Below are 25,948 nucleotides of genomic sequence, written 5' to 3'. Positions count from 1 at the left end.
TCGGACTTCAGGTTCAGCTTGAGCTGCGCCTTACGGCGACGTGACCTCGAGTTCATCTTCGAGCGTGATTTGCTCGAAGTCGGTCACCAGCGCACCGATCCGCACATGCCAGCGGCCGGCAAAGGGAAGCTCGACCTTGCGCACGTGCCAATAGCCGTCCGGGCCAAGCGAAGCCTTCCGCTCCATCGGTTCGATGCCGCGCTCGGGCAGGCTCAGCGTCAGCGTCGCCTCCTTGGCCGCCAGCGGCGTCCCCTCGCCGGTCATGAGCTGGAGCACGAAGTCGTTGGAGCCAGCGTTGCCCGGCGAGACCAGCACCTGGAACATCGCCTTGTCGCTGTGGATGTGGACTGCCAGCGGAGTCTCGGGAACAATGGTCCGCGGCGGCGGTGTGAAGCGCCAGCCGGCGACCAGGGCGAGGATGGCGAGAGCGACGACGCTCTCGAGCAGGATCGAGCGCTTGAGGCCGGGCGCGGCCTCGCGAGCTGTTGCGAGCGCCGGGGTCAGTCGATAGCGATTGAGCGCGGCCATTGCCAGCAGCACAAGGACCAGCACGAGCTTGACCATAAGGATGAGGCCATAGCCGGTCTCGATCAGCGCGGCCGGCTTTTCGACCTGAACGATCGCAAGTCCAAGTCCGGTCAACGCCAGAACTCCGACCGCCGGCATGGCGCTGCGAGAAAAGCGGTTCACGATGGGCAACGTCGCCTTCGTCGGCTTCGACACCAGGACGACAAGCGGAGCGAACGCGCCCATCCAGAAAGCAACACCGAGGCCATGGAGAAAGATCGCCGGCTGCATCAGCGCTCGAGGCGGTGCCGTCGCGGCGTGCCCGGTCATCGCGAGCGACAAACCGGCACCGATGAATGCGATCAACGCAAGGGCGCGCGCGTGCCATTCGCCACGCAATGCCATCAATGCGAACAGCATCGCTGTGAAGCCAACCAACAAGGCAGGGCCTGCACTGGTCGCGAATGCGACCTTCCACGGACCAGCCGTCGGGAGAGCAGCTAGGGGCAACCCGAGCAGATCGAGGCCCAACGCACCAAACGACGTCACTGCGCTCAGAAGGCCGAGGACCAGGGCCGTCCGCGGAACAGCCATGCCGACCATCGACCTCGCGATCCAACGCGCGAAGAACACGCCGCCAACGCCAGCGAACAGCCCGATATAGAGACCAACCCGCGCCAGCCAGATCAACGCGTTCAAGCTGCCGTCCACGGCGGCCGCAGGCTTCGTCGCCGTCGGCGTGCCGACCGAGAAGATCACCGATCCGGTGACCGGATGGCCATCCTGCGAGATCACCCGATAGCTGACGACCGCGGTCCCCTCGGGCAGATCCGCCGGCATCGCGATCGAAATGGTTTCGCCCGACACGCTAAGCCGTGTGTCGCTCCGCGCCCTGCCTGCTCCGTCGATCAGCCGGATCGCACCCGGCGTGACCGTCTCGTTGAAGCGCAGCTGCACCGCCTTGGGCGCAGCCGCGAGAACACTCCCGCTCGCGGGCTCGACCGAGATGAGGGCCGCATGGGCCCACGCCGCGCTCGCAAGGCCGACGGCGAGAAACAGCGTCGCGAGCGCAGCCAGCAGCCGCATCACGGTTTGGGCAACAGCTTCACGCCCGGCGCAGGCGACTTGCCCTCTGACTTGCCATCATGCGAATGCGCTGCCCCCTCGACTGGAATTTCGATCCAGCGGCTGACGCCGGTTTCGCATTCCTGGACGACGGGGAAGTACAGGGTCGAGTTCGGCTTGAGCTGGTCGGTCAGGACCGTGTGCATAACGAACTCGTCGTAGTTCTTGTCCAGCAGCCTGCCACCGGACCACGTCACCTCCTTGACGCCGGAGGAAAGCTTGTTGCCGTGATAGTCGTACTCTCCGGCATATTTGCCCTCGACGACGTCGGCACTCCAGCCTGCCTTCGGCATCGGCTTCACCGCGATCACCCCTTCAGGGATCTGCACCCGGATCTTCACCGTCGGCGAGCCCGCGCAGCCATGTGGCACGGTGAAGACGGCCTTGTAGGGCGCGCCAATCGTTGCCTGCTTGGTTTCGAGCGAGACGTGCGCCGCCGCCGGCGAGGCGGCGAGCGCAGTGATGAGGAACAGGCTGGATCGTTTCGACATGTTCGGCCTCCCGAGAGTCGAGATCAGTCTCACTTCATCTTCATTCCCGAATGGTCCGGCATTTTCTTCATGTCCATGTGACCCGAATGCCCGGCATCGCCGGGCGCCTGTGCGCCGACGCCCTGGACGTCGAGGGAGACGTTGACCTTGCCGGCCTTCTCGAATTGCAGCGTCACCGGCACCTTGTCGCCCTGCTTGAACGGGCCCTTCAGCTCCTGGAGCATCAGATGATTGCCACCGGGCGCGAGCTTCACCGTCTTGCCCGGATCGATCGCGAGTCCCTTGTCGAGCGGACGCATCTTCATCACGCCGTTATCCATCGCCATTTCGTGGATCTCGGCCTTCCCCGCGATATCGGCGGACGCGCCGACCAGCCTGTCCGGCGCCGTCCCCTTGTTCTCGATGACGAGATAGCCGCCGGCAACCTTTGCGCCGCCTGGCGTTGCGCGGCTCCACGCCTGCGAGATGACGAGGTCGCCGGCCTTGACGTCGTCGGCGAGCGCTTGCGCCGTGCTGATTGCGAGAGCGAACGCAGCGAGCAACACGTTCTTCGAGATTGTCTTCATATCGGTAGTTCCTTTGCAGATTGAGCTTCAGTGTTTCGAGAGTTGTTGCGCCGACCACTTTTCGAGGTCGGCCATTTCGGCCGAGCCTTCGATCGTGGCGATGGTCCCTTCCGGAGAGATGAGCATGGTCCTCGGAATCTCGCCCTGCCACGTGGGGTCGATCTCGAACCGCAATCGCTCGGCGAAGCCGTCGTTGAAAACGAAGTTATCGGTCGACGACAGCCCGGCTTTGTCGAGCATCGATTGCGTGGCGGCCGGCAGATTGGGCACCAGACCGGCGCTGATCGTGACGACATCGATCTCCGGATGGTCCTTTGCAAACCGCCCGAGCAAGGGTAGCTCGACCTTGCAGGGCCCGCAGGTCACGCCCCAGAAGTGCACGAGCGTCGGGCGCCCGGAATGCTCGCGCAGGACGCTTTGCCAGGTTCCGCGTTCGAACGGTTTGAGGCCGGGCGGCGCTCCAAGCGCCGAGGCCGATGCGATCAGGGCGCCCAGGCCCAGAATCACTGCAAGTCGATGTCTCATGGTTGGTCCTCGATCGCAATAAGACGGTAGCCATCCGCCTTCGTCATCCAAGACAGGTAGATCCGCCCGCCATCGGCAACGAGCAAGGGGTGGTCGGAGGTGTCGGTGGTGCTCGATATCGCTCGCGGCGACGACCAGGTCTCGCCATCGTCGCGGGAAGCCGTGATCTGGACCGACGTCTTCTCGCCATCGAACTCCTTCCAGACCATCGCCGTTCCCGCCGCGCCTGCGAGCACGAAGGGGCGCGTTGGATTGCGATCAGGCCGCCCCAGCGCCATCGGCACCGAGAACGTGCGGCCTTCGTCGCGGGAATGCGCATAGAACAGTCCCTTTCGCGCCTTCCCGTTGGTGTACCAGACCACATGAAAAGTCCCATTCGGCGCGACGCTGAGGCTCGGGCCGTGGTGCGGACAGGCGTTGATCTGCCAATCGTCATTGCTGACCCGACGGATCTCACCCGGTGTCGAAAGGTCGGCGAAGGTCATGACGGCGTGATCGCGCACGCCGCCGTCAAAGAGGTTCCTGAAGATCACGGCCGGCCGCCCGGGGGCAGCGAACGTCAATCCCAATCGGCAGCACTCGCAGGTGCCGTCACGCGCAAGAGCGGCCTCCGTGTAGGTGGCACCGCCATCACGCGACGAGGCAAAGAAGAGCGCCGCCCCCTCGTACTTCCGCCCTGCCTCTCTCGCAGGGACACGATTGCGCTTGTCGAGCCAGGCCGCAAACACGGTTCCATCTTGATCGAGTGCCAGCGCCTCAAACCGCTGGCTCTCGTTGTTAGCGGTGATCGGCCTCAGCTCGGCAAAGCTCCTCCCGCCCTCGGCCGAGCGCGTGTAGAGCACCTGACCGTTGAAGGCCTCGTCTCTGAAGGTCGAGAACGCGAGCGCGATGCCGCCCTTGCGATCGACCACGATCTTGGGCCGCGCATCCGGCCCCCAATCGAGGTTCAGCCGCTTGGTCGTGACCTGGATGGGTGACGAAAAACTGTGGCCCGCATCCTGCGAACTTGCGACAGAGACCTGCCCTCCGGCCATCCAGACCAGCCATAGCGTGCCATCCGGACCGAATGCAGGTGTCGCCTTGGTCGCACAGCGCAGCGTCGGCTCCTCACACGCCGCTTCGGAGGCAGGCGGGGCACGCATCTGCCCGGGCGCCGCGCCTTGCAGGAACACGAGAGCAACGATGCCGAGCAAGCCTCTTGGGATCACGGCCCAACTCCCTTCGAGAGCCCGGATCATTTGAACGCCACCTTCATACCCGCAACGAATGTGCGCGGCGAGCCCGCATAAATCGATCCGGTTGTGTTTGCGAGCACACTCGCCGGGTTTTGAAGGCCTGCCCCTGTGACGGTGTTGGCGATGTTGTTCGCCGACGCGACATAGGTGCGGTCGAATACGTTTCGAACTTCAAGAAACAGGTTCAAAGACCTGAAGGTATCGGATACCAGATCAGCCTTGTAGTGGACGTTGACGTTGACCAGCTCATAGCCCGGCGCCTTCAGCAAGTTCGCATTGTCCATGTAGAAGGAGTCCTTCCATTGAACCTCGACGAAGCCACCGAGGCCGGCCAGCGGCCCGGCGAACGCGTCGTAGCCAAGTCGAGCGGTTAGCTCGTTGGGCGAGATCCCGGGAATCTTGTTGCCTGCCCGGTTGAAGCTGAACACCGCGCCATTAGTGATATTCTCGACATATTCGGTGTAGACCTCATCGAGATAAGTATACGCCGCCACGAACCGCCAGCCTGGATAGAACTTCCAGTCGGCGGCGAGCTCGATACCCCGATGCTCCGATCGCGGCGCGTTGAAGGTGTAGGATATGCCGGAGATCGGTGTCGCCTGACTAACGATCTCGTTGCGGAAGAACTCGTAAAAGCCGGTCGCGCTCAGCTTGAGCGTCTGGTTCGGAGTCCAGTCGAAACCAAGATCATAGCCCAGATTCTTCTGAGCCTGGAGCTGGGTGTTGTTTCCCGACAACCCGGTCGGAAGGACGAAGAGGTTCGAAACCTGCGGAGTGCCATAGCCCGTGGCGACTCGTCCGCGGAACAGCCATTCGTTGTTGAGATTGTAGAGCAGCGCTAGTTCTGGCGCAGCATTTTGAAACTGCCGGTCCGCGGTGGTCAGCGTGGTGGTCGTGATGCCGCTGGGGCCGGCATAGGCATACGCCGTGTTGGCTCCCTTCAGGAGCGTCGTCTCCCAGCCGATGCCGGCGACCGCCGTCAGTGCCGATGTAAGCTTGAGCTCTTCCCTGGCACGAACCCCATAGTTGGTCGTTTCGCTCTGGAGATTGCTCGACAATCGGCCGAGCGCCGCGTTTCCTCCCGGCATCACGTTCCGTGTATCGCTCGACGCCGCCAGCGTGTTGTAGAATGCGCCGAAGAATGTCGTCGATTCCAGCCCGACGATCTCACCCCGCTTGGTGACATCGCTCATGAAGTTGTACGATGGAAAATCTCCGATCGCGCTCGTCGAGCCGGTCGGCTGACTGATGTTCCGATCGTCGAATACGAACTGGTTGCGCCAGGTCGTGGTGTTGTCGAAATCGTGCTCCCACCGGCTGCCGACGATCGTCCGTCGGTCGTTGCGGCCGAGCCCGGCCTGCACGGCCGTCTCGGTGTCGGTCCCGCCGGTCGCGTTGAAGCCATTGTTGAACAGTCTAACTGTCCCGCATCCCGGCGCGGCTGTGGCACCGGTCGTACATCCCTGCTGGAAAGGGTTTTGATAAAATTGGTTCAGCGAGGAGCGGATCGGCAGCCGCGCGCTGAGGTCGTTGTTGATGATCTTGACCGTGAAGCGGTCGTCCGGCGTCGCCTTCAGGGTGCCGAGAAAATTGACGGTCTGCGTGTTGAACCAGCTGTTGCCGATATAGCCGTCGCCACGGGTATCGCTTGCGAACAGCGAGCCCTCGAAATTCCCGACCTTCTTGCCGGCCGCCAGATAGTTGTTGAGGTAACCGTAGCTGCCCCCGTCCACGCCGTACTCGACGCCGTCGATTGTACCGCCCGGCCGCGTTCGAAAATTGAGCGCGCCGCCGGTCGCATAGTTGCCGTAGAGCGCCGATGATGGTCCCCGGATCACGTCGATCGCGCCATAGGCGTGGGGATCGATCAGGTCGCTGCGCGAGAGGCCGTCCGGCTGCGTTACCGGGAAGCCGTCGTCGAAGATCACGAGATTGCGGATGGCGAAACCGTTCCTCGCGTTGGAGCCCCGAATCGAGATGCCGAAATCCCGGGGGCCGTTGCCTTGCTTGATCGAGATGCCCGGACTATCCCGCAAGACGTCGCCGACCGAGAAGGACGGGCGATTGTCGAACTGGCTGCGATCGATGGTCGTCGCGGTCTGTCCGGCCGGCGACTGGTTGAGATCGGCCCGCACTGCGCCGGCGTCGTTCGTGTCTTTTTGCCCCTGAAGACCATCGGGCGCGTTCCGCGCGGCCGGCCTCGCCGTGCGGGCGGCCGAAGCGGAGCGCAATCGGGATGGCCGCGTGATTGGTTTGGGACGGGACGTCTGCGGCGCCTCAACAGTCACCGCGGGAAGCGCTTCCGAGGCAGCCTGGGCGCGCGCGTCTGAACCGATCGAGGACAGCAGTCCGAAGAGCACAGGCAAGCCCGCGCAGCCGATCGCACGAATGCGTAACATCAATTGAATTCCTGACATCCGGCGCGTTGGCCGGTCCATTGAGCACGCCGCCGGCGCAGCAACGGCGCGCGCCAACGGCTCGGCTTGTCGTTAGGTCAGGAAAATTGAGGCGGGGCGCGCGCCTGAGCGATCGCCCTCTCAGGAGAGGCGATGGCGAACGCATCCGCTGGATGCCACAGCACCCGCTCGACATGGCGGACGGGAATCGCGAATGTCGCGTAGGTTGGCGAGTCGAGTGAGGCGTTGGCCTGGGCCAGGCAGCACAAGGCGCAGGCTCCGGCATGCGCGGTCGGCGTGCCGGTCTGATCGTTCAGGTCCCCCTGCTCGCTCGCATTGTGGCAGATGACGCCCGCGGACAGCGGATCGGCAATGGCGAGGCCCGTCGCCCAGCAGGCGGCAATCGGCGCCAGCACCTGCATCGCCAGGGCGAGCAGGACCAGGGGTAAGAATTTTTGAAGCCGCGCGCGCATCCGCCGAACCGTTCGTTCGTCCACTAACTAAACACTGTGCCGTCCTGAAGTCGAGGTCAGTTCGGCCGCCTGCTTGGCCCAGCGCAAATTAGCGAAAACGGTGGCCGGGTAACCCAGCACGACACCGGGGTGGGCCAATTGAGGCACGTCAAGCGGCCCAACCCTCCACAAATTTCTTATATTTGTCATATACTTGCAGGGATGCGGACCCGATCGTTTCGTCTACTGACCGAATTTTGAACATTCGTTGCCGAAAATGATGACAAGTGAGAAAAGTTGATCTAGCATCCCTCTCGCTCAGGCTGGCCGCGAGGTCCAAGTCTGGTGGTCCAAGTCTCGGGAGGAGCCCCTGGCGCGCAAAATGCAGCGTCGCCCCGTCAATCAAGAGCAAATCTTAGAATCGGGGATAATAGGGTCGACACAATTTTTGAGCGGGGCCAGGGCCCCGCTCTTTTTTTGTCCGCGCGGCTGAACCGCCGATGAATGCCTCGTCCAATCCGATCGCGATCAGCTTCGAGCGCGCAGCCTCGCGCTGTACGGATCTCACGCCCCTCGTCTACCGACGCCTGTTCGACGCACATCCCGAGACACGCACGATGTTCCGCTCGGAGGGCAGTGACCTCGTGAAGGGCTCGATGCTCGCGCTGGCGATCGAGGCCATCCTCGATTTCGCCGGGCCGCGTCGCGGGCATTTCCGGCTGATTGCCTGCGAGCTCGCATCCCACGACGCCTATGGCACATCGCGCCAACTGTTCATGACCTTCTTCGCGGTCATCAGGGATACGCTGCGCGATCTGCTCGATGATGAATGGTCATCCGAGATCGCGCGAGCCTGGGGCGCACTGCTCGTCGACATCGAAACATTCGCCGGTGCGGCGGCTTGATACTTTGCGCTGCACCAACACGGCTTGCTGCAATCCCAGCGAGTGATTGCAGATTGAGTGGCGCCAACTCTTGTGAGACACTTTCGGGCATCGGTCGCGCAAGCAATGACGCGCCGACGACAAGATATATGGGAGCGAGCGATGTCCGGGACGAAAGATTTCTCGACGACGAGGCGCGATCTTCTTCAGGCGGCAGCGACCGCCGGCGCCGGAGCTGCCCTCCTCGGCAGCATGGGCATAAACCCCGCATTGGCTGCCGAGGTCGGACGCAGCGAGAAGCCGCTGAAGGCGGCATTCTCCAATGCGGGCCTGCAGGCGACCTGGTGCGCGCAAGGCAAGCAGGCCGCCGAATTCTGGGGCAAGCTGTTCAACGTCGAGGTCACCTGGTTCGACGGCCAGCTCGATGCCGTGAAGCAGCGCGCGGCGATCGACAACATGGCCTCGCAGAAATGGGACTTCGTCGCGATCCAGGCCTTCGGCATCGGCACCCTCACCCAGCCCGTGCAGAAGATGATCGATGCCGGCACGCCCGTGATCGACATGGACACGCTGATCGCACCGCTCGACCAGATCAACGTCCACTCCTTCCTCGCTCCCGACAACGAGTTCATGGGCGCCTCGGTCACCCAGGCGCTGTGCAACGCGATGGGCGGCAAGGGCAAGATCATCATGACACAGGGCGCGCTCGGGCATACGGGCGCGCAAGGACGGGCCAAGGGCTTCAACTCGGTCGTCAAGCAGTTCCCCGGCATCGAAGTGCTCGACACCCAGCCGGCCGACTGGGACGTCTCGAAGACCGCCCGCCTGTGGGAAACCTACCTGACCAAATATCCGCAGATCGACGCGGCGTTCTTCCACAACGATGACATGGCGCTCGCCGCCGCCAACATCATGAAGGCCCGCGGACGCACCAACATCCTGATCGGCGGCGTCGATGCCATGCCTCCGGCGATCCAGGCGGTGAGCGAAGGCCGCATGTTCGCGACCGTCCGCAATCCCTCCTGCCGGATCCATGGCGGCGCGATCATCGCGGGCGTCTCCGCCGTGGTCGGCGGCGAGAAGAGCGGCCAGGGCATTCCCAAGAACGTCGTCACCGACGGCCCGGTCGTGACCAAGGCCAACGCCGCCGGAATGCAGTGGATGCAGGATCACTTCCTGATCTGAGCCTTCATGCCTGAGCTGCGTTCGCCCATCCTTGAACTGCAGGGCATCACGAAGAGCTTCGGCGGCGTCGAGGCGCTTCGTGGTGTCGACTTCGCGCTCCATCGCGGCGAAATCCACGGGCTCGTCGGCGAGAACGGCGCGGGAAAAAGCACGCTGATGAAGATCATCGCCGGCGTGCACACCGAGTTCTCCGGCCGCTTCCTCGTCGACGGCCAGGAGAGGCATTTCCGCTCGGCGCGCGATGCGCATGCGGCCGGCATCGCCATGGTGCATCAGGAGCTCAGCGTCGCGCCCGATCTCACGGTCGCCGAGAACGTCTTCCTGGGCAACCAGCCGACCAATCGGCTCGGCCTGGTGCAATGGCGGCGCATGGCGCGCGAGGCCGGCGAGCAGCTCGCCCGCTTCGGCATCGACGTCGATCCGATGACGCGGCTCGGAGACCTTCCGATCGGGCTGCAGCAGCTGATCGAGATCGCCCGCGTGCTGTTCTCCGGCGCTCGCATCGTCATCCTGGACGAGCCGACCTCCGCGCTCTCCCCGCCCGAGGTCGAGCGGCTGTTCGCGACCCTGCGTCGCCTGCGCGAGGAAGGCACTGCGATCGTCTTCATCTCGCATTTCATCGAGGACATCCTGCGCGTGTCCGACACGGTCACCGTGTTCCGCAACGGGCGGAAGATCGCGGAGACCGCAAGCGCTGCGACCAGCAAGGGCGCATTGATCGAGGCGATGATCGGCCGCGGCGGCGAAGCGCTCGAGCACAGCTACACCGACGATCTGATGCTGCCCCGGCCGTGCGACAGCTCGGTCGTCCTCAAGGTCGACCGGCTGTCGCTGGCCCGCAGCCTGAGGGACATCTCCTTCGAGGCGCGCGCCGGCGAAGTGCTCGGCATCTACGGCTTCATGGGCTGCGGCCAGCAGGAGCTGTCGCGCATCCTGTTCGGCAAGCTGAAGCCGGACAGCGGCACGCTCGCCGTTGACGGCAGGCCAAGAACCTTCGCGAGCACGGCGGCAGCGCGGCGCGCCGGCGTGGCGCTGGTGCCGGAGAGCCGGCGCGACATGCTGTTCCACCAGGAGCCGGTCTACAAGAACGTCTCGATCAGCATCCTTGACCGAATCTCGTCTCTGCTGCTCAAGCCGGCGCAGGAGCGCGACATCGCAAAGCGCCAGGTCGAGCAGTTGCAGATCCGGCCCCCGGTGGTCGGTCTGGATCTCGGCATGCTCTCCGGCGGCAACCAGCAGAAGGTTGCGCTGGCCAAATGGCTGACCTATCCGCCCAAGCTGCTCGTCCTCTGCGAGCCGACCCGCGGCATGGATGTCGGCGCGAAGAACGACGTCATCAACATCATCCGCGACCTCCGCGCTAAGGGGCTTGCGATCATGGTGCTATCGACCGAGCCGGAAACGGTGCTGTCGCTGGCCGACCGCATCCTGGTGCTCAAGCGCGGCGCCGTGGTGCGGGAATTCAAGAACGAGCCGGTCAGCAAGGACCGCCTGCTGGAAGCGGCGTGACGGAGAAGCACATGAGCAGCGAAACGGCCCTGGCGGCGCAGCAGCGGACACGGGGCCTTGCGCCCTTCCTGCGCTCGCAGATGCGCAACATCGCGCCATTCCTCACCCTGATCTTCCTGTCCGGCTTCTTCGCCTTTGCCAGCCCCTCCTTCGCGACGCTCGACAATCTCGGCAACATCCTGACCCAGGTGTCGGTCACCGGCATCATCGCGGTCGGCCTCACCTTCGTGATCCTCTGCGCCGAGATTGACCTGTCGATCGCCAGCATCGCCAATGTCACCGGCATCGCGGTGGCCTATTTCACGCTGCAGGAATCTTACGTCAACATCGCCAATATCCCTCTGCCCGGCGCCGTCGCGATCATCCTCTCGATCCTGCTCTGCGCCCTGCTCGGGCTCGTCAACGCGCTGGGGCTGACCGTGATCGGCATCCCCTCCTTCATCATGACGCTCGCCATGATGCAGATCGCCGCCGGCATCTCGGCGCTGCTGGTGCGCGGTCAGATCGCCTACAAGGTGCCGAGCCTGATCACGACGCTCGGCTCCGGCTCGATCAGTGGCATCCCCTGGATCGTCATCGTCGCCGCCATCATGCTGCTCGGCGGCCATCTGGTGCTGACCTACACGCGCTTCGGCCGCTACGTCTACATGGTCGGAGGCAATCGCGAGGCAGCCGAATATTCCGGCCTCAACGTCAAGCTCATCCTGGGCAGCGTCATGGTGATCTCAGCGGTGTGCTCCGGCATCGGCGGCATGCTCGGCGTCGCCCATTTCGGCAGCGCGCAGCAGAACGAGTTCGACACCTACCTGCTCGACTCCATCGCCGCCGTCGTGGTCGGCGGCACCAGCCTGTTCGGCGGCCGCGGCGGCATCGGCAACACCATCGTCGGGCTTTTCGTCCTCGGTGTTCTCAACAACGGTCTCGACCACGTCAACATCGACAGCTTCCTGAAAATCCTGATCCGCGGCCTGATCCTCCTGGCGGCATTGGTCATCAACGTCTATGCGCAGCGCCTGAGGGAAAAGGCGGCGGAATAGACAGCGCGCACAACAAGAAAACGCGAAAACAACCCCATGCACAGTAGAAACTGTGAGGAAATTCAGGTGCTTGCCAACCGCGCAACGGCGTGGGCGAGTGCTCAGATTTGACCCGTCGGGCAAAACAGGCGCAGGATGTTATGATAGCGTGAGCACCCGGCTGGTGCGCATGCTCGTGGCGCGACCCGCGGTTCGTCTTCCCCTCCCCGATCCTCCCGACCCTCAGAGCGAGGCCATTGTCATGCGGTATCTTGCGCTGCTCGCGACCTTGCTGCTCTGGTCGGGGTGGGCAAGTGCAGAGCCCGGATCCGAATGGCAGGCCCTGGATTCGAAGGGCGCAGCGCAGGTGTCGTCCATTCGAGACGCGGTCCAGAGCTACGCCCGAAAATACAAGCCGATGGCGATCATGATCGTGCGAGACGGTCTCGTGATCGCCACATCGGGAGACGTCAGCCGCAAGGTCAATGTTCGCTCTGTTCGAAAAAGCTTCTTGAGTGCTCTGTTCGGCGTCGCCGTCGAACGCGGCCAGATCAATATCGAAAGCACACTCGGGCAGCTGGGCATCGACGACACCGCCCCATCGCTGACGGCTGACGAGAAGCATGCAACGATTCGCCAACTGCTCATGGCCCGCTCCGGGGTCTATCACCCGGCGGCTTACGAGACGAGTGATCAGAAATTGAGGCGCCCGCCGCGCGGCGCTCATTCGCCTGGGACGTTCTGGTACTACAACAATTGGGACTTCAACGCGCTTGGAGCAATTTATGAGAAGGCGACGGGCTCGAACGTATTCGACAGCTTCGAGAAGCTGATTGCACGCCCCTTGGGGATGCAGGATTACACGGCCCGTGACGGCACATTCATTGGAGATGGTTCGTCCCTTTATCGTGCCTATGTTTTCAGTATGAGTGCGCGCGATCTCGCACGGTTTGGACTGCTGTTCCTCAACAAGGGGCGATGGAACAACGTTTCCGTCGTTCCATCCCAATGGACGACGGAATCGACGAAGGCCTATTCGGAGACCGATCGAAAGGACCGGGGGTATGGCTATCTATGGTGGACTCTCGATGCCGGCGCCTGGGGAAGAGATGCAATCTTCGCGTCCGGCTACGGAGGACAGTTGATCGTGATCGTGCCGGAGAAACATCTGGTCGCCGTTCAGGTCGTTGAATTGAATGAACGCCAGAAGGGAATTCACTCAGCGACTTTTCTCGACCTTGTTAGGCAGGTCGGCCACGATACGACCGGGCCGTTGCCCTTCGAGGGCCGCTGAAGGAGCGGCCACCTCAGGGTGTCGGAGATAGAGCGAGCCTCTCTGCAGCAATCTCCTCGCTCCGCCAGCACCGCACCGCATGCCCGTCAAGCCGCGTCTCCAGCACCGGCCCAGGCTCGCTCCGGCACACCGCTTCCGCGTAACGACACCGCGGGCTGAAGGCGCAGCCGTTCGGCGGATTGAGCGGGTTGGGAAGATCGCCGCCGGTCGTCGCCAGCGGCGCATGGTGCAAGGGATCCGGGATGGCGGCGATCAGGGCTTGCGTATAGGGGTGCGCCGGCCGTTCGAAGATCTCGCGCCAATGGCCGTTCTCGACGATGCGGCCGAGATACATCACGGCGACGCGGTCGCTCATGTGCTCGACGACGCCGAGATCGTGGCTGATCATGATGTAGGACAGACCGAGCGTCTCCTTCAGCTCCAGCAGCAGATTGATGATCTGGGCACGGATCGAGACATCGAGCGCCGAGACAGGCTCGTCACAGATGACGATCTTGGGATTGAGGATCAGGGCACGGGCGATGCCAATGCGCTGGCGCTGGCCGCCGGAGAATTCATGGGGGTAACGGCCGGACTGCTCGGGCCGCAGGCCGACATGCCGCAGCATGGTCGCAACGCGGTCCTCGATCTCACTCCTGGCGGTCACGCCGTGCACCCGCAGCGGATCCTCGAGCGTGCGGCGCACCGTCTGGCGAGGGTTGAGGGAGGCATAAGGGTCCTGAAACACCATCTGCACCGTGCGCGCCAACGCCTTGCGATCGCCCGATTGCCGGGGCTTGACGACCTGCCCGTCCAGCACGACGCGGCCGCGCGTCGGCGCCACCAGGCCAAGGATGGACAATGCGACCGTCGACTTGCCCGAGCCGGACTCGCCGACGAGGCCGAGGCATTCGCCACGCCTCAAGCTGAGATCCACACCATCCACGGCACGAAGCAGCCGACGGCCGCGGCCCAGCAGGCCGCCGCCGAGCGGAAAATGAACAGCGAGATCCTCGACGCTGAGGATGAGATCGTCGTCCGGCCTGCGCTCACCCTGCATGTTGTGCGGCTCATGCATGGTGGTGACACCTCACCAACCCGCCGGCTTCCAGCCAATCGGTTTCCGGGACGACCGTCCGGCAGATATCGGTCGCCTGCGCGCAGCGCGGATTGAACCGGCAACCGTCCGGGAAGCTCGTGATGGCCGGGACGACGCCCGCGATCTCCTTGAGCCGGGTGCGGCCGAGCGCAGCGCGGCTGCCGAGCCGCGGCAGCGAGGCGACCAGGCCTTGCGTATAGGGATGCGAGGGCGAGCGAAAGATATCGGCCGAGCCGCGTTCCTCGACGATCCGTCCGGCATACATCACGGCAACGCGGCGGCAGACATTGGCGACGAGTCCGAGATCGTGGCTGATCATCAGGATCGCCGTTCCTCGCTCGGCGCACAGATTCCGCATCAACTCGATGATCTCGGCCTGCACAGTGACGTCGAGCGCGGTGGTCGGCTCGTCGGCGATCAGCAGATCCGGAGCGCAGGCCAGGGCAATGGCGATCATGACGCGCTGGCGCATGCCGCCCGAGAGCTGGTGCGGATAGTCCTTCACGCGGCGCTCCGGCGCGGGAACGCGGACGCTGGCCAGCGCCTCGACCGCCAGTCGGTTGGCTTCGCGCCAGCTCTTGCCCTTGTGCAGCACGAACATCTCGGCGATTTGCCGGCCGACCGGCGAGACCGGGTTCAGCGCCGTCATCGGCTCCTGGAAGATCATGGCGATCCGGTCGCCCCGCAATTCCCGCTGCTGCGCGGCGGACAGGTGCTGAATCTCCCTGCCCTGGAAGCGGATGACGCCACCCCCGATCGACAAGGGTGGCCGCAGTAGGCCGATCAAGGCGAGGGCCGTGATGCTCTTGCCGCAACCGGATTCGCCGACGAGCCCGAACGTCTCGCCGCGATCGATCCGGAAGGAAATGCCCTCGGCGGCGGCGACGCGCCGCGATCCATTATCGAGATCAAGCCGGAGATTCTCGACTTCGATCAGCGGCACGTCTGTCATGTCCGCCGGCTCCGCGATTGGGGATCGAGGATGTCGCGCAGGCCATCACCGAGCAAATTGAGGCCCAGCACCGTCAGGAAGATGGCCAGGCCCGGAAACACCGACAGCCACGGCGCCGTCGTGATCTGCTCGCGGGCTTCCGACAACATGCTGCCCCAGCTTGGAAAGGGCGGACGGACGCCGAGGCCGAGGAACGACAACGCGGCTTCCGACAGGACCGCGCTGCCCATGCCCAGTGTGCCGATGACGATGAGCGGCCCGAGCATGTTCGGCAGCAGCTGCGTGATCATGATGCGCAGATCGCCGTAGCCGAGCACGGTCGCCGCCTGGACATAGCCCTGGCTCCTCAGCGACAGCGCCGAGGCGCGCGCGATCCGGCACGTGAAGGACCAGTTGGTCAGCCCGAGGGCGATCAAGAGACTGGTCAGGCCCGGCCCCAGCACGGCCATGATGGCCAGCGCAAAGATCAACGACGGGATCGCGAGCATGAGATTGGTCAGGGCGTTGACGACATCGTCCCACCAGCCGCCAAAATAACCGGCGCTCAGGCCCAAGGCCACGCCGATGACGCTGTTGATCAGCTGAGAGATGATGCCGACCGTCAGCGAGACCCGCGCGCCGTAGACGACGCGGGAATAGATGTCGCGGCCCTGGTCGTCGGTGCCGAACCACCAGGTCCAGCTCGGCGGCTCCTCCGCGTTCATCAGATTGGCATCCATGACCGGATCGGTGTGCGCCAGCCACGGCGCGAGCAGGCCGACCAGGATCGCCAGCGCGAACAGCGCCCCACCGATGACGAGATTGGCGCGGAGCTTCATCGCGAGTGCTCCCTCTCAGCAAGGGCAGTCACGGGTGAGGTTACCCAGAACTGGCCGCGGCCTGGCTTCGCCTCTCCCGCTTGCGGGAGAGGCCGACGCGCTCGCAGAGCGCGGCGGGTGAGGGCTTTCGCCACTCGGGGGCATTTTCCCCAATTCTCGAAAATCCCAATGCGGAGACAGCCCCCACCCCAGCCCTCCCCCGCAAGCGGGAGAGGGAGCCGACTGCCACTGCCGCCGCATCGTGCACACCATATGCGATTGCCCTGCCCGCAAGCGGGAGAGGGAGCCCACCGCCAATGCCGCAGCATCGTGCTGCTCACACGTGATTGCTCTTCCGCAGCACGGTGCGATCCGATCAAACGCGTACAAGCGCAATGAAGCGGGCCAGCACTCATGCGTATCTGATCCTGGGATCGATCACGCCGTAAAGTACGTCGATCAGCAGATTGATCGCGAGAAAGGCGAGGACCACCACGAGAATGGAGCCCTGGACGGCCGGAATGTCGCGCTGCAGGACGCTGTCGACCAGCAGCGAGCCGATGCCCGGCCAGGAGAACAATTTCTCGACGACCACCGCCTGCCCCATCAACCCGCCGAATTGCAGGCCGACGGTCGTGAGAATGATGACGAGCGCATTGCGCATCACATGCCATTTCACGACCCTCGTCTCGCTCATGCCCTTGGAGCGCGCGGTGCGGACGAAGTCAGCCGTCATGATCTCCAGGACCGCGGCGCGGGTCGTCCGGGCAAACAGCGCCATCGGCGAGACGCCGAGCGTCACGGCCGGCAGCAGCAGGTATTTCAGTCCCCCATCGCCATAGCCGAAACTCGGCAGCCGGCCGAGCTTCAACGCGAACAGATACATCAGCACCAACCCAAGCCAGAACTTGGCAATCGACAGGCCCGACACCGCCACCATCATGGCGGTGGTGTCGACGATGCCGCCGGGCTTGAGCGCTGCGATAAAGCCAAGCGGAACACCGATCACGACGGAAAACGCCATGGCTGCAAAGATGAGTTGCAGTGTCGGCCACGCCCGCTTGGCGATCATGGCCGTTACAGGCTCCCGCGTCCGGAACGAGGTGCCGAAATCACCGACCGCAAGTTGGGCGATGTAGCTGCCGAAACGCACATGGACGGGCTGGTCGAGGCCGAGCTGCTGCTTCATGCGCAGCTCGACCTGCGGATCGCTGTCGTCGCTCATCGACGTCACGATGCTGCCGGGGACGACGCTGAACAGCACGAACACCAGCAGCACGACCGCGAGCACGGTCGGAATAGTCTGCAGCAGACGACGGATCAGGAAGGAGAGCATCGGCACTGTTCCTCTCTCCCTCCATCGTTCGAAGCGATAAAGGGAGCGCGAGCGCGTACGTCACTTCGCGGGCGAGGTCTCGTCGACCCAGAGGTCTTCGACGTTCTGATGGGTCAGCTCCGTCGCGTTCAGCTGGACGCCCTTGAGCCACGGCTGCACCGCCATGACCGCCTTGTTGTAGTTGAAGAACCAGACCGGCGCCTCCTCGTAGAGCAGCGCATTGGCCTTCTGCAGCAATTGGGTGCGCTTGGCGGAATCGTCGGCCTGCCCTGCCTCATCGACGATCTTGTCGAAATCGGCGTTCTTGTAGTTCATGTAGTTGCAGGCTGGCTGCGGCGTCGACGAATGGAAGCATTTGAGGGCAGACAGCGGATCCGGGCCGCTCGCCTGGGAATAGATGAAGGCCTGATAGTCGCCGGTGCGAACCACCTCTGCCAGCACCGCGGTCTCGACCTGCTTGACCTTGGCCTTGATGCCGACCTTGTCCAGCATCGGGATGACGGCCGAGACGATCGGCAGGCCCCAGCTTTCATTCGGGCTGGTGGTCCATTCGAACTCGAAACCCTGGGGATAGCCAGCCTCAGTGAGCAGCTGCTTGGCCTTGGCGGGATCATAGGGGTAAGGCTTCATGGCCTTGTCGTAGGCCGTCGAGGTCAGCGGCAGCCAGCTGGTGGCGCGATAGGCCTTGCCCTTGACCAGCTTGTTGATGATCAAATCGGTATCGATCGCGTAGTTGATCGCCTGCCTCACGCGCTTGTCGGAAAACGGCTTGAATGCGGGATTCATGCCCATATAGCGCGTGAACACCTCGGCGACCTCGACGATGGTGCCCTTGAGGGCGGCGTCGGACTGGTAGGCGACATATTGCGCGGGTCCGAGCACCGAGGTGTCGATCTCCTTGTTGCGGAAGGCGACGTCGCGCGCCGCGGCCTCGGCCATGATCGAGACCACCACCTTGTCGGCATAGGGCTTGCCGGGCTTGTAGAACCGGTCCCACCGCTCCAGGACGATGCGCGATCCCGGCACGTGCTCGACGAATTTGAACGGCCCGAGGCCGATCGGCTTCTGAATGAAGCTTTCCTTCGCGCCCTCGTCGGCGGGATAGATCGAGGTCAGCGCGGTGAAGAAGTAGAAGCCGGGATCGACCTTCTCGGTCAGCTTCATCTCTATGGTGAAGTCGTCGATCTTCTTCAGGCCGGAGATTTCCTTGGCCTGCCCCTTTTCGACCGCGGCGGCGCCCTCGATCACACGAACATAACGCGCGCCGGGGAACGCCTTGGTGCCGTCCATGATGCGGTTATAGGACCAGATGACGTCGTCGGCCGTCATCTTGCGGCCATTGTGGAAATAGGCGTCGTCGCGCAGCTTGAAGGTGTGAACGAGACCGCCGCCCGAGACCACGTCCTCCTTGGCGAGTTCCAGAACCGGTTTGCCTTCCGCGGAATTCCAGATGTAGAGCGAGCGATGCAGGGCCTTGGCGTAGATCTCGTCTTGGGCGCGCTGCGTGGTGTGAATGTCCAGGCTGGTGAAGCTCGAGCCATAGGGCGCAGTCATGCGGATGGTTCCGCCCTTGCGCGGAGTCTGGGCCTCCGCCGTGGCGGCGAGCGCCAGCCCCAGCCCCGCGACGATCGCAATCATCCTGAACATCATGAGTCCCCCAACAACGCAGGTGCATTCCGAGCAGAGATTTGATCATTCGCAGCCCGTCGAATGCAAGCTTCGTTTTCGATGGGCCCCAATGTCAGTTCGGATAGTGCGGCCCTCGGACGAGGGACCCCGGAGGTCGGGTTGCATCCGCCCAGCGATGCAAGCGGCCGATTGGCGCGGTGCGTCATGCGCCGGCCGGCAGCTCCCGTGTGGATTTCTCGAGGCGCGCTTCTGCCTCCCCGTCATTGCGAGCACAGCGAAGCAATCCAGAATCTTTCCATGGCGGCACTCTGGATTGCTTCGTCGCATCAGCGCAAAATTGCTACGCAATTTTGTCACGAGCTCCTCGCAATGACGGAGTGTGCGTCGTCCGTCCTTCGCGACGTTTTTAGCCCGGCAATTCCGGCAGCCAGTCCCGCAGTTTCCGCGCTGCACGGGTGACATCGGCGACGGCGGGAAAAGCCTCCGTCTCCACCATCATCGCGCGCGCCAGTTGCACCGCGCGGGCTTCGGTCACCGCCCGCCTCCTCGCATCTTCGATCAGCTCGAAATCGATGTTGTGGGCGAGACCGAAGATCCGGCGAATGATCTTCGCGGCGGCGAAGCCGACCACATCGATGAACAGGCGCTGCATATAAGTCTGGCGCTCGGCCTCCAGCCGGGCAGCGCCCTTCTCTCCGGCAAAGAGCGAGGCGGGATAGGCATCGCCTGCCGCGCCGGCCCGCCAGAGCTCCAGGAACTTGCGGGCAAACTCGTTCCAGACCTGCTCGACCGTCTCCAGCACCCAGTCTTCGAACAAAGCCCGCTCGCCCGGCGCGCGCTCGTGGCCGGCGGAGGCGAAATAGGCCATCAGGAGATTGGCGAGCACGGCGCCGACGTCGAACCCCATCGGGCCATAGAAGGCGAATTCGGGGTCGATCACCCGCGTCTGGCTGGCCGTCACCATGATCGAGCCGGTGTGGAGATCGCCGTGGAGCAGCGCCTCGGGGCTGGCCATGAACTTCAGCTTGAGCCGGGAGATGGCGATGTGCAGGTCCATGTCGTCGCGCAACTCAGCGGCAAGGCCGTCGAGATAGGGCGCGGTCCAGCGGTTCTGCTCGGCGATGCGGTAGGGATCGGTGAAGATCAGATCCTCGGTGATCTTGCAGAGCGCGTGGTTGCCGGCGAAGGCGGCAATGCCCTCCTTCTTCTCGGCCGCGGACAGGGCGAGGTCGGAGGTGAGAAACAGGGTGCGCGCCATGAAAGTGGTGATGTCGCCGGCAAAGCCCGGATATTGCGTGCCCGAAACCAGCCCCCTGCGCATGATGATGTGGGGCTCGAGCAGCTCCATCACCGTCAGCGCCAGCGTCTCGTTGTGATGCAGCACGGCCGGCACGAGGCCGGGTGCGAGCTGGCCCTGCCGGGTCAGCGCGAGATATTCGTAATGAGCCCGCGACAGCGGCAGCGGCCAGCTTTCGCCGACGAGGCGGACATAAGGCAGCGCCTGCTTGACCGCGATGCCGCCGCGCGCGCCCTTGACGATGAAGACGAGATTGAGATTGCCGTCGCCGACCTCGGTGATCCCCCAGCCGGCCGGGTCGCCGCCGAGGCGCGCCGTCAGGTCTGGCAGACCCACGAGATAATCCCGCAAGGCCGCCTCATGCAGGATCCGGTAGTCCCCCTGCGCCTGCGCCATGACGATCCCACCCCATCTCTGTGGGCCGGATCGTTACTCCCGCTCCAGGAAGCTCGAGCCGATCTCGGCCTTTCTTTTGATCGGATCGTAATCACAATAAACAAGGTCCGCCACCAGCGTGTAGCTGGCGCTGACATTGTATTTGTCCAGCTTGACCGAGTTCAGTCCGATCACCGAGGTGCTCTTGCCGCCGTTCCATTTGAACGGCGTCGAGCTCTTGGCCTGCTCGCAGGCCATCACGGCCTCATTGAAGACGTAGCCCTCGACGAACGCCTTCAGCGTTCGCACCTGCACCGCCGTCCTCCACTCGACATAGCCGATGGCGCCGAGACCGGCGACGATCAGCACCAGAAGGCCGACGACGATCCGCTGAAAAGTCATTGATGGCCCCAAATCAAAAGAGTTACAAAACTCAAGGCGAGACGAAGCGCGCACGCCTCGTCCTTCGAGACGACCGCTTCGCGGTCTCCTCAGGATGAGGCTAACGGACATCGGCGCCCGTTGAAACTGCTGCCGCGCACTCTGTCCTCATCCTGAGGAGCCCGCGAAAAGCGGGCGTCTCGAAGGATGCGCCGCACCAAAAAACCTAAAACGGCATCCCCATCAGCTTCGACAGGCGCTCGATCGAGAGATAGCCGGCCTGATAGGCGACCATGCCGAGGCCGTAGACGATGGCCGAGATGATCGTGGTCCAGATCAGCTTGCGGCCCATCCGGGTCAGGATCGGCGCGCCGGGGTCGGTGCCGGGCGCGCCGACGCCGTCCTCGTGCTGGCTGCGCACGCCGAAGGGCAGCGTCAGGAACAGCGCGATCCACCAGATGACGAAGTAGATAGCAAGCGCAGTCGAGATCTGGATGGCCATGGGACGGCCTTACGCCTGCTCGATCTCGACGAGCGCGCCGGAAAAGTCCTTCGGATGCAGAAACAGCACCGGCTTGCCGTGGGCGCCGATCTTCGGCACGCCGTCGCCGAGCACGCGCGCGCCCTCCTTCACCAGCGTGTCGCGCGAGGCGATGATGTCGACGACCTCATAGCAGACATGGTGAATGCCGCCGTCCGGGTTACGCTCGACGAATTTTGCGATCGGCGAGGCCTCGCCGAGCGGCTCGATAAACTCGATCTTGGTGTTGGGCAGCGTCGCGAACACGGTGATGACGCCGTGCTCGGGCAGCGGCACGGGCTCCGAGATCTCTGCGCCGAACGCGGTGCCGTAGATCCTCGCGGCCTTGACCGCATCCTTGGTCGCGATCGCGACATGGTTGAGCCGGCCCAGCATGGTTCTCTCCCTCGGAGCATGATCCGGAAAAGTGTGAAGCGGTTTTCCGAAAGAGATCATGCTCAAATTATCAGACTGTCAGTACGTGTACCAGACAGGGGGGCTTTTTGCCCCAATGTTCGTTGATGACCGCCCGGACGGCGCGTCGCACCGACTCGGCCAGCGCATCCGGATCGCGGCGGCGCGGCTTGGGCAGCCCCTCGATCGTCGACATGACGGCATCGAAGACCAGGTCGTCAAAAGTCTCGCCCGCCCTGTTCTTCTCGGGGATGCCGACCAGATCGACCTCGGGTTCGTCGGCGAGCTCGCCCTGCGCGGTCATGGCAATGGCGACAAAGGCACAGCCTGAAAAGGCCATGCGGCGGCGCTCGACCACGGCGCGGGACTTGGAATCCTCGAGGATCGTGCCGTCCTTGTAGAGCCGGCCCGAGGGCACCTCGCCGACGATGCCGGGATCGCCGGGGCCGAGCTTGACGAGGTCGCCGTTGCGGCAGACCAACACGCGCGGCACGCCGGCAGCGCGCGCCAGCTTGGCGTGCTCATGCAGATGCAGGGCCTCGCCATGGACCGGGATCAGCAGCTGCGGCTTCACCCAGGAGATGAGGTCGCGCAGCTCGTCGCGGCGGGGATGGCCGGAGACGTGGACCAGTGCCTCGCGGTCGGTGATGATCTCGACGCCCTGCAGCACCAGATTGTTGATGATCGAGCCGACCGCCTTCTCGTTGCCGGGAATGGTGCGCGAGGAGAAGATTACGCTGTCGCCGCGGTTGAGCGTAATTTCAGGATGGTCGTCATTGGCGATGCGCGCCAGCGCGGCGCGCGGCTCGCCCTGGCTGCCGGTGCACAGCGCCAGCACCTTGTCCTGCGGCAGGTGGCCGTAGATCTCGGGCGAGCGGAAGTTCTGCACGCCGTCGAGATAGCCGGTCTCGCGCGCAACCTGCACCACGCGCTCCATGGCGCGGCCGACCACCACGACCTCGCGGTCGGCAGCCTTCGCGGCGGCGGCGACCGCCTTGATGCGGGCGACGTTGGAGGCGAACGTTGTCACGGCGACGCGGCCCTTGGCGGCCTTCACGAGATCGATGATGGTCCGGGCGACCTCGGCTTCCGAGGGCGAGCGGCCGTCGCGCACCGCATTGGTGGAATCGCCGATCAAAGCGAGCACGCCCTCCTCGCCGAGCTCGCGCAGCCGCTTCTCGTCGGTCGGCGCGCCCAGCGTCGGCGTCGGGTCGATCTTCCAGTCGCCGGTGTGCAGCACGATGCCGGCCGAGGTGTGGATCGCCAGCGCGTGCGCTTCCGGAATCGAATGCGCAACCGGGATGAACTCGACATTGAACGGGCCGACATCGATGCGGCCGCCCGACGGTACCACCGTGACCGGAATCTGCGGCGCGTTGCGCTCGGCGGCGCATTTGGCTTCGAACAGCGCGGCGCTGAACTGCGTCGCATAGATCGGGCATTTCAGCTTCGGCCAAAGGTCGATGATGGCGCCGAAATGGTCCTCATGGGCGTGGGTCAGCACCAGGCCCATCAGGTTCTTGCGCTCCTTCTCCAGGAAGCTGATGTCGGGCATGATCAGGTCGATGCCCGGCAGATGCTCCTCGTCGCCGAAGGAGACGCCGAGATCGACTGCGAGCCAGGCGCGCTGCTGGCGGTTGCCGAGGCCGTAGATCGACAGGTTCATGCCGATCTCGCCGACACCGCCGAGCGGCGCGAACACCAGTTCGTCGGGCTTTGCCATCACGCAGCTCCCACCGAGCGGACCGGGCCGAAGAACACCTCGCCGGCCGCCACCGGCACACGGCGGCCCTCCGCGGTGCGGACGATCAGGCAGCCGGTGTCGTCGATGGTGTCAAAAATGCCTTCCAGCGCCATCGTTCCTGTGTGGATCGCGACCCGCTCGCCGAGCCCGGCGGCGCGCGCCAGCCACAGTTTACGGATCTCGGCAAAGCCGTTTCCATTGTCCCAAATGCCACGGAACTCGACCCACGCGTCCGACAGGGCCGCAAACAGCTCCTCCGCGCTGATCTGGACGCCGAGCCCGGCCAGCGACACCGCGGGCGTCGGGGTGCCCTCGGGCGCGGCGACGACATTGGTGCCGATGCCGACGACGATGGCAAGGCGGTCGCCGACGGCCTCCGCCTCCAGGCCGATGCCGACGAGCTTCTGGCCGTTGGCCAGCACGTCGTTGGGCCATTTCAGGGCGTAGCGCGGCCGGCCCTCGCCGAGGCGCAGGATGGCCTCCAGGCTGACCTTCTCGAGCGCGGCCTCCTCGGCAAGCCCGGCGGCAAAGCCGATGGTGGCGGCAACCGCCGGAGCCACGTCCAGAACTTCGAGGACGCTGGCGGCGAGATTGCCCTTCGGCGCGATCCAGGGGCGCTGGCGCCGGCCGCGGCCGGCAGTCTGCTCGGATGTGACGAACCACATCGGGCCACGTTCGCCGGCCCTGGCGCGTTCGATCGCCTCGGTGTTGGTCGAGCCGGTCCGTTCGAACGCCGCGAGCTTGTAGCCCGCAGCCGACGCGCGAGGACCGAGCGCGAACGCCATCCTAGAACAGCGACTTTGCCGCGGCGGAGGCGACGCTCACCACCGGACCCGCGAACAGCGCAAACAGGATGTTGAACAGGCCCGCCACGGCCAGCACCGTCCGCACCTCGACGCGCACCGGATCGACCCGGCCGGCCGGCTCGTCGAAATACATCGTCTTGACGATGGCGAGATAGTAGTAGGCGCCGACCACGCTGGTCAGCACGCCGATGACGGCGAGCGTGAACAAATTGGCCTTGATGGCGGCGACGAACACGTACCACTTCGCGAAGAAGCCGGCGAGCGGCGGGATGCCGGCGAGCGAGAACAGCAGCATCGCGAACATGAAGGCGAGCAGCGGATTGGTGCGCGACAGGCCGGCGAAATCACTGATCTGCTCGACGGCCTGGCCGTTGCGGCGCATGGCGAGGATGATCGAGAACGAGCCCAGCGTCATCGCGACATAGATCACGATGTACATCAAGACGCCCTGCGCGCCCTCGACCGTGCCGGAGGCAAGGCCGACCAGCGCAAAACCCATATGACCGATCGAGGAATAGGCCATCAGGCGCTTGATGTTGCTCTGGCCGATCGCGGCGAAGGAGCCGAGCGCCATCGAGGCGATCGACACGAACACCAGGATCTGCTGCCACTGCGAGACGATGCCGGGGAATGCGGTCAGCGTCACGCGGGTGAACACGGCGAGCGCAGCCACCTTCGGTGCCGAGGCGAAAAAGGCGGTGACCGGGGTCGGCGCGCCCTCGTAGACGTCAGGCGTCCACATGTGGAACGGCACGGCCGAAACCTTGAAGCAGAGGCCGACAAGCAGGAAGACCAGGCCGAAGACGAGGCCGACATTCGAGACCGTCGCGGCGGCGGCGATGCCGGTGAAGCTGACGGTGCCGGTGAAGCCATAGACCAGCGATGCGCCGTAGAGCAGCATGCCAGAGGACAGCGCGCCGAGCACGAAGTACTTCAGGCCGGCTTCGGTCGATTTGGCGTTGTCGCGGTTGGAGGCGGCGACGACATAGAGCGCCAGCGACATCAGCTCGAGGCCGAGATAGAGCGAGATCAAATCGCCGGCCGAGATCAGCACCATCATGCCGAGCGTCGAGAGCAGCACCAGGATGGAATATTCGAAGATGCGGCGCGATGGGTCGGACAGGAATTCGGTCGACAGGATCAGCGTCACCGCCGAGCCGATCAGGGCCAGGATCTTCATGAAGCGAGCAAAGTCGTCGACGATGAAGCTGCCGCCGAAAGTCACCTGCTTGCCCGCAGGCAGCATGTATTCGAGCACGCCGACCACGACCAGGAGCACGACCGCCAGCGAGGTGACCGCACCGGTCGTCCCCTGCCCGCGATAGGCACCCAGCATCAGCAGAGCCATGGCGCCGATCGCGAGCACGATCTCGGGCAGCACCGGCGCCAGTTGATAACCTGCAGTCACAAAGCTCATGGCGATATCCTGACCTG

At 64.2% G+C, this 25,948-nt stretch carries 24 protein-coding genes; 5 read left to right on the top strand and 19 right to left on the bottom strand.

The features are described from left to right. Positions 1 to 30: 30 nt before the first annotated feature. From P6U31_RS17485 to P6U31_RS17455, 7 genes are all read right to left on the bottom strand, one after another. The gene (locus P6U31_RS17485; protein WP_407189592.1) at positions 31 to 1,593 is read right to left on the bottom strand and encodes a copper resistance CopC/CopD family protein; all 1,563 of its coding nucleotides are present in this window, start codon (positions 1,591 to 1,593) and stop codon (positions 31 to 33) included. Then, the gene (locus P6U31_RS17480) at positions 1,593 to 2,123 is read right to left on the bottom strand and encodes a YcnI family protein (protein WP_407189591.1); all 531 of its coding nucleotides are present in this window, start codon (positions 2,121 to 2,123) and stop codon (positions 1,593 to 1,595) included. Before P6U31_RS17480 ends, P6U31_RS17485 begins: the two co-directional genes overlap by 1 nt. A 29-nt stretch (positions 2,124 to 2,152) precedes the next feature. Beyond that, positions 2,153 to 2,689 (bottom strand): copper chaperone PCu(A)C, encoded by a 537-nt coding sequence (locus P6U31_RS17475; RefSeq protein WP_407189590.1) that lies wholly within the window; start codon positions 2,687 to 2,689, stop codon positions 2,153 to 2,155. Positions 2,690 to 2,716: 27 nt separating this feature from the next. After that, the gene (locus P6U31_RS17470) at positions 2,717 to 3,214 is read right to left on the bottom strand and encodes a TlpA family protein disulfide reductase (protein WP_407189868.1); all 498 of its coding nucleotides are present in this window, start codon (positions 3,212 to 3,214) and stop codon (positions 2,717 to 2,719) included. Further along, positions 3,211 to 4,422, bottom strand: coding sequence for a sialidase family protein (locus P6U31_RS17465; RefSeq protein ID WP_407189589.1), 1,212 nt, complete (start codon positions 4,420 to 4,422; stop codon positions 3,211 to 3,213). The genes P6U31_RS17470 and P6U31_RS17465 overlap by 4 nt, the downstream gene beginning before the upstream one ends. Before the next feature lie 26 nt (positions 4,423 to 4,448). Further along, a complete protein-coding gene (locus P6U31_RS17460; RefSeq protein ID WP_407189588.1) occupies positions 4,449 to 6,848 on the bottom strand; it encodes a TonB-dependent receptor family protein in 2,400 nt (799 codons plus the stop codon). Between the two features lie 95 nt (positions 6,849 to 6,943). Further along, positions 6,944 to 7,318 carry a DUF2946 family protein gene (locus tag P6U31_RS17455; protein ID WP_407189587.1) on the bottom strand — a complete coding sequence of 125 codons (375 nt, stop codon included), beginning with the start codon at positions 7,316 to 7,318 and terminating at the stop codon, positions 6,944 to 6,946. A 479-nt stretch (positions 7,319 to 7,797) separates the two neighbouring features. Here P6U31_RS17455 and P6U31_RS17450 point away from each other — a divergent pair, with 479 nt between their 5' ends. From P6U31_RS17450 to P6U31_RS17430, 5 genes are all read left to right on the top strand, one after another. Beyond that, complete coding sequence (locus P6U31_RS17450; protein ID WP_407189586.1) at positions 7,798 to 8,202, top strand: globin; 405 nt, start codon at positions 7,798 to 7,800, stop codon at positions 8,200 to 8,202. A gap of 141 nt (positions 8,203 to 8,343) precedes the next feature. Next, positions 8,344 to 9,366, top strand: coding sequence for a sugar ABC transporter substrate-binding protein (locus P6U31_RS17445; protein ID WP_135164404.1), 1,023 nt, complete (start codon positions 8,344 to 8,346; stop codon positions 9,364 to 9,366). Between the two features lie 6 nt (positions 9,367 to 9,372). Continuing rightward, positions 9,373 to 10,875, top strand: coding sequence for a sugar ABC transporter ATP-binding protein (locus tag P6U31_RS17440; RefSeq protein WP_407189585.1), 1,503 nt, complete (start codon positions 9,373 to 9,375; stop codon positions 10,873 to 10,875). An 11-nt stretch (positions 10,876 to 10,886) separates the two neighbouring features. Next, positions 10,887 to 11,912, top strand: coding sequence for an ABC transporter permease (locus tag P6U31_RS17435; RefSeq protein WP_407189584.1), 1,026 nt, complete (start codon positions 10,887 to 10,889; stop codon positions 11,910 to 11,912). A 148-nt stretch (positions 11,913 to 12,060) separates the two neighbouring features. Continuing rightward, positions 12,061 to 13,185 carry a serine hydrolase domain-containing protein gene (locus P6U31_RS17430; RefSeq protein WP_407189583.1) on the top strand — a complete coding sequence of 375 codons (1,125 nt, stop codon included), beginning with the start codon at positions 12,061 to 12,063 and terminating at the stop codon, positions 13,183 to 13,185. 13 nt (positions 13,186 to 13,198) lie between these two features. Here the strand turns inward: P6U31_RS17430 and P6U31_RS17425 are convergent, their stop codons facing one another. From P6U31_RS17425 to nuoN, 12 genes are all read right to left on the bottom strand, one after another. Next, positions 13,199 to 14,242, bottom strand: coding sequence for an ABC transporter ATP-binding protein (locus tag P6U31_RS17425; protein WP_407189582.1), 1,044 nt, complete (start codon positions 14,240 to 14,242; stop codon positions 13,199 to 13,201). Continuing rightward, positions 14,235 to 15,215 carry an ABC transporter ATP-binding protein gene (locus tag P6U31_RS17420; RefSeq protein WP_407189581.1) on the bottom strand — a complete coding sequence of 327 codons (981 nt, stop codon included), beginning with the start codon at positions 15,213 to 15,215 and terminating at the stop codon, positions 14,235 to 14,237. Before P6U31_RS17420 ends, P6U31_RS17425 begins: the two co-directional genes overlap by 8 nt. Continuing rightward, entirely contained in the window at positions 15,212 to 16,033 is an 822-nt protein-coding gene (locus P6U31_RS17415; RefSeq protein ID WP_407189580.1) for an ABC transporter permease, read from the bottom strand. Before P6U31_RS17415 ends, P6U31_RS17420 begins: the two co-directional genes overlap by 4 nt. A gap of 391 nt (positions 16,034 to 16,424) precedes the next feature. Further along, positions 16,425 to 17,348 carry an ABC transporter permease gene (locus P6U31_RS17410; RefSeq protein ID WP_407189867.1) on the bottom strand — a complete coding sequence of 308 codons (924 nt, stop codon included), beginning with the start codon at positions 17,346 to 17,348 and terminating at the stop codon, positions 16,425 to 16,427. Positions 17,349 to 17,408: 60 nt separating this feature from the next. Continuing rightward, positions 17,409 to 18,998: an ABC transporter substrate-binding protein gene (locus P6U31_RS17405; RefSeq protein WP_407189579.1), complete on the bottom strand. Its 1,590-nt coding sequence runs from the start codon at positions 18,996 to 18,998 to the stop codon at positions 17,409 to 17,411. Positions 18,999 to 19,383: 385 nt separating this feature from the next. Beyond that, positions 19,384 to 20,670, bottom strand: a complete 1,287-nt coding sequence (gene mtnK / locus P6U31_RS17400) for an S-methyl-5-thioribose kinase (protein WP_407189578.1) — start codon at positions 20,668 to 20,670, stop codon at positions 19,384 to 19,386. 33 nt (positions 20,671 to 20,703) lie between these two features. Next, positions 20,704 to 21,051, bottom strand: coding sequence for a hypothetical protein (locus tag P6U31_RS17395; RefSeq protein WP_407189577.1), 348 nt, complete (start codon positions 21,049 to 21,051; stop codon positions 20,704 to 20,706). Positions 21,052 to 21,256: 205 nt separating this feature from the next. Next, positions 21,257 to 21,532, bottom strand: a complete 276-nt coding sequence (locus P6U31_RS17390; RefSeq protein WP_407189576.1) for a DUF1467 family protein — start codon at positions 21,530 to 21,532, stop codon at positions 21,257 to 21,259. A gap of 9 nt (positions 21,533 to 21,541) precedes the next feature. Further along, a complete protein-coding gene (gene mce / locus P6U31_RS17385) occupies positions 21,542 to 21,946 on the bottom strand; it encodes a methylmalonyl-CoA epimerase (RefSeq protein WP_407189575.1) in 405 nt (134 codons plus the stop codon). Positions 21,947 to 22,016: 70 nt separating this feature from the next. Then, entirely contained in the window at positions 22,017 to 23,687 is a 1,671-nt protein-coding gene (locus tag P6U31_RS17380; RefSeq protein WP_407189574.1) for a ribonuclease J, read from the bottom strand. Further along, complete coding sequence (locus tag P6U31_RS17375) at positions 23,687 to 24,493, bottom strand: biotin--[acetyl-CoA-carboxylase] ligase (protein ID WP_407189573.1); 807 nt, start codon at positions 24,491 to 24,493, stop codon at positions 23,687 to 23,689. The genes P6U31_RS17380 and P6U31_RS17375 overlap by 1 nt, the downstream gene beginning before the upstream one ends. 1 nt (position 24,494) lies before the next feature. Then, positions 24,495 to 25,931 (bottom strand): NADH-quinone oxidoreductase subunit NuoN, encoded by a 1,437-nt coding sequence (gene nuoN / locus P6U31_RS17370; protein ID WP_407189572.1) that lies wholly within the window; start codon positions 25,929 to 25,931, stop codon positions 24,495 to 24,497. Positions 25,932 to 25,948 lie beyond the last annotated feature (17 nt).

It is taken from the genome of Bradyrhizobium centrosematis (genome assembly GCF_045571495.1).
GTDB lineage: Bacteria > Pseudomonadota > Alphaproteobacteria > Rhizobiales > Xanthobacteraceae > Bradyrhizobium > Bradyrhizobium centrosematis.
The sequence above is the reverse complement of the archived record's forward strand: the minus strand, read 5'-3'. Positions and strand labels throughout refer to the sequence as shown.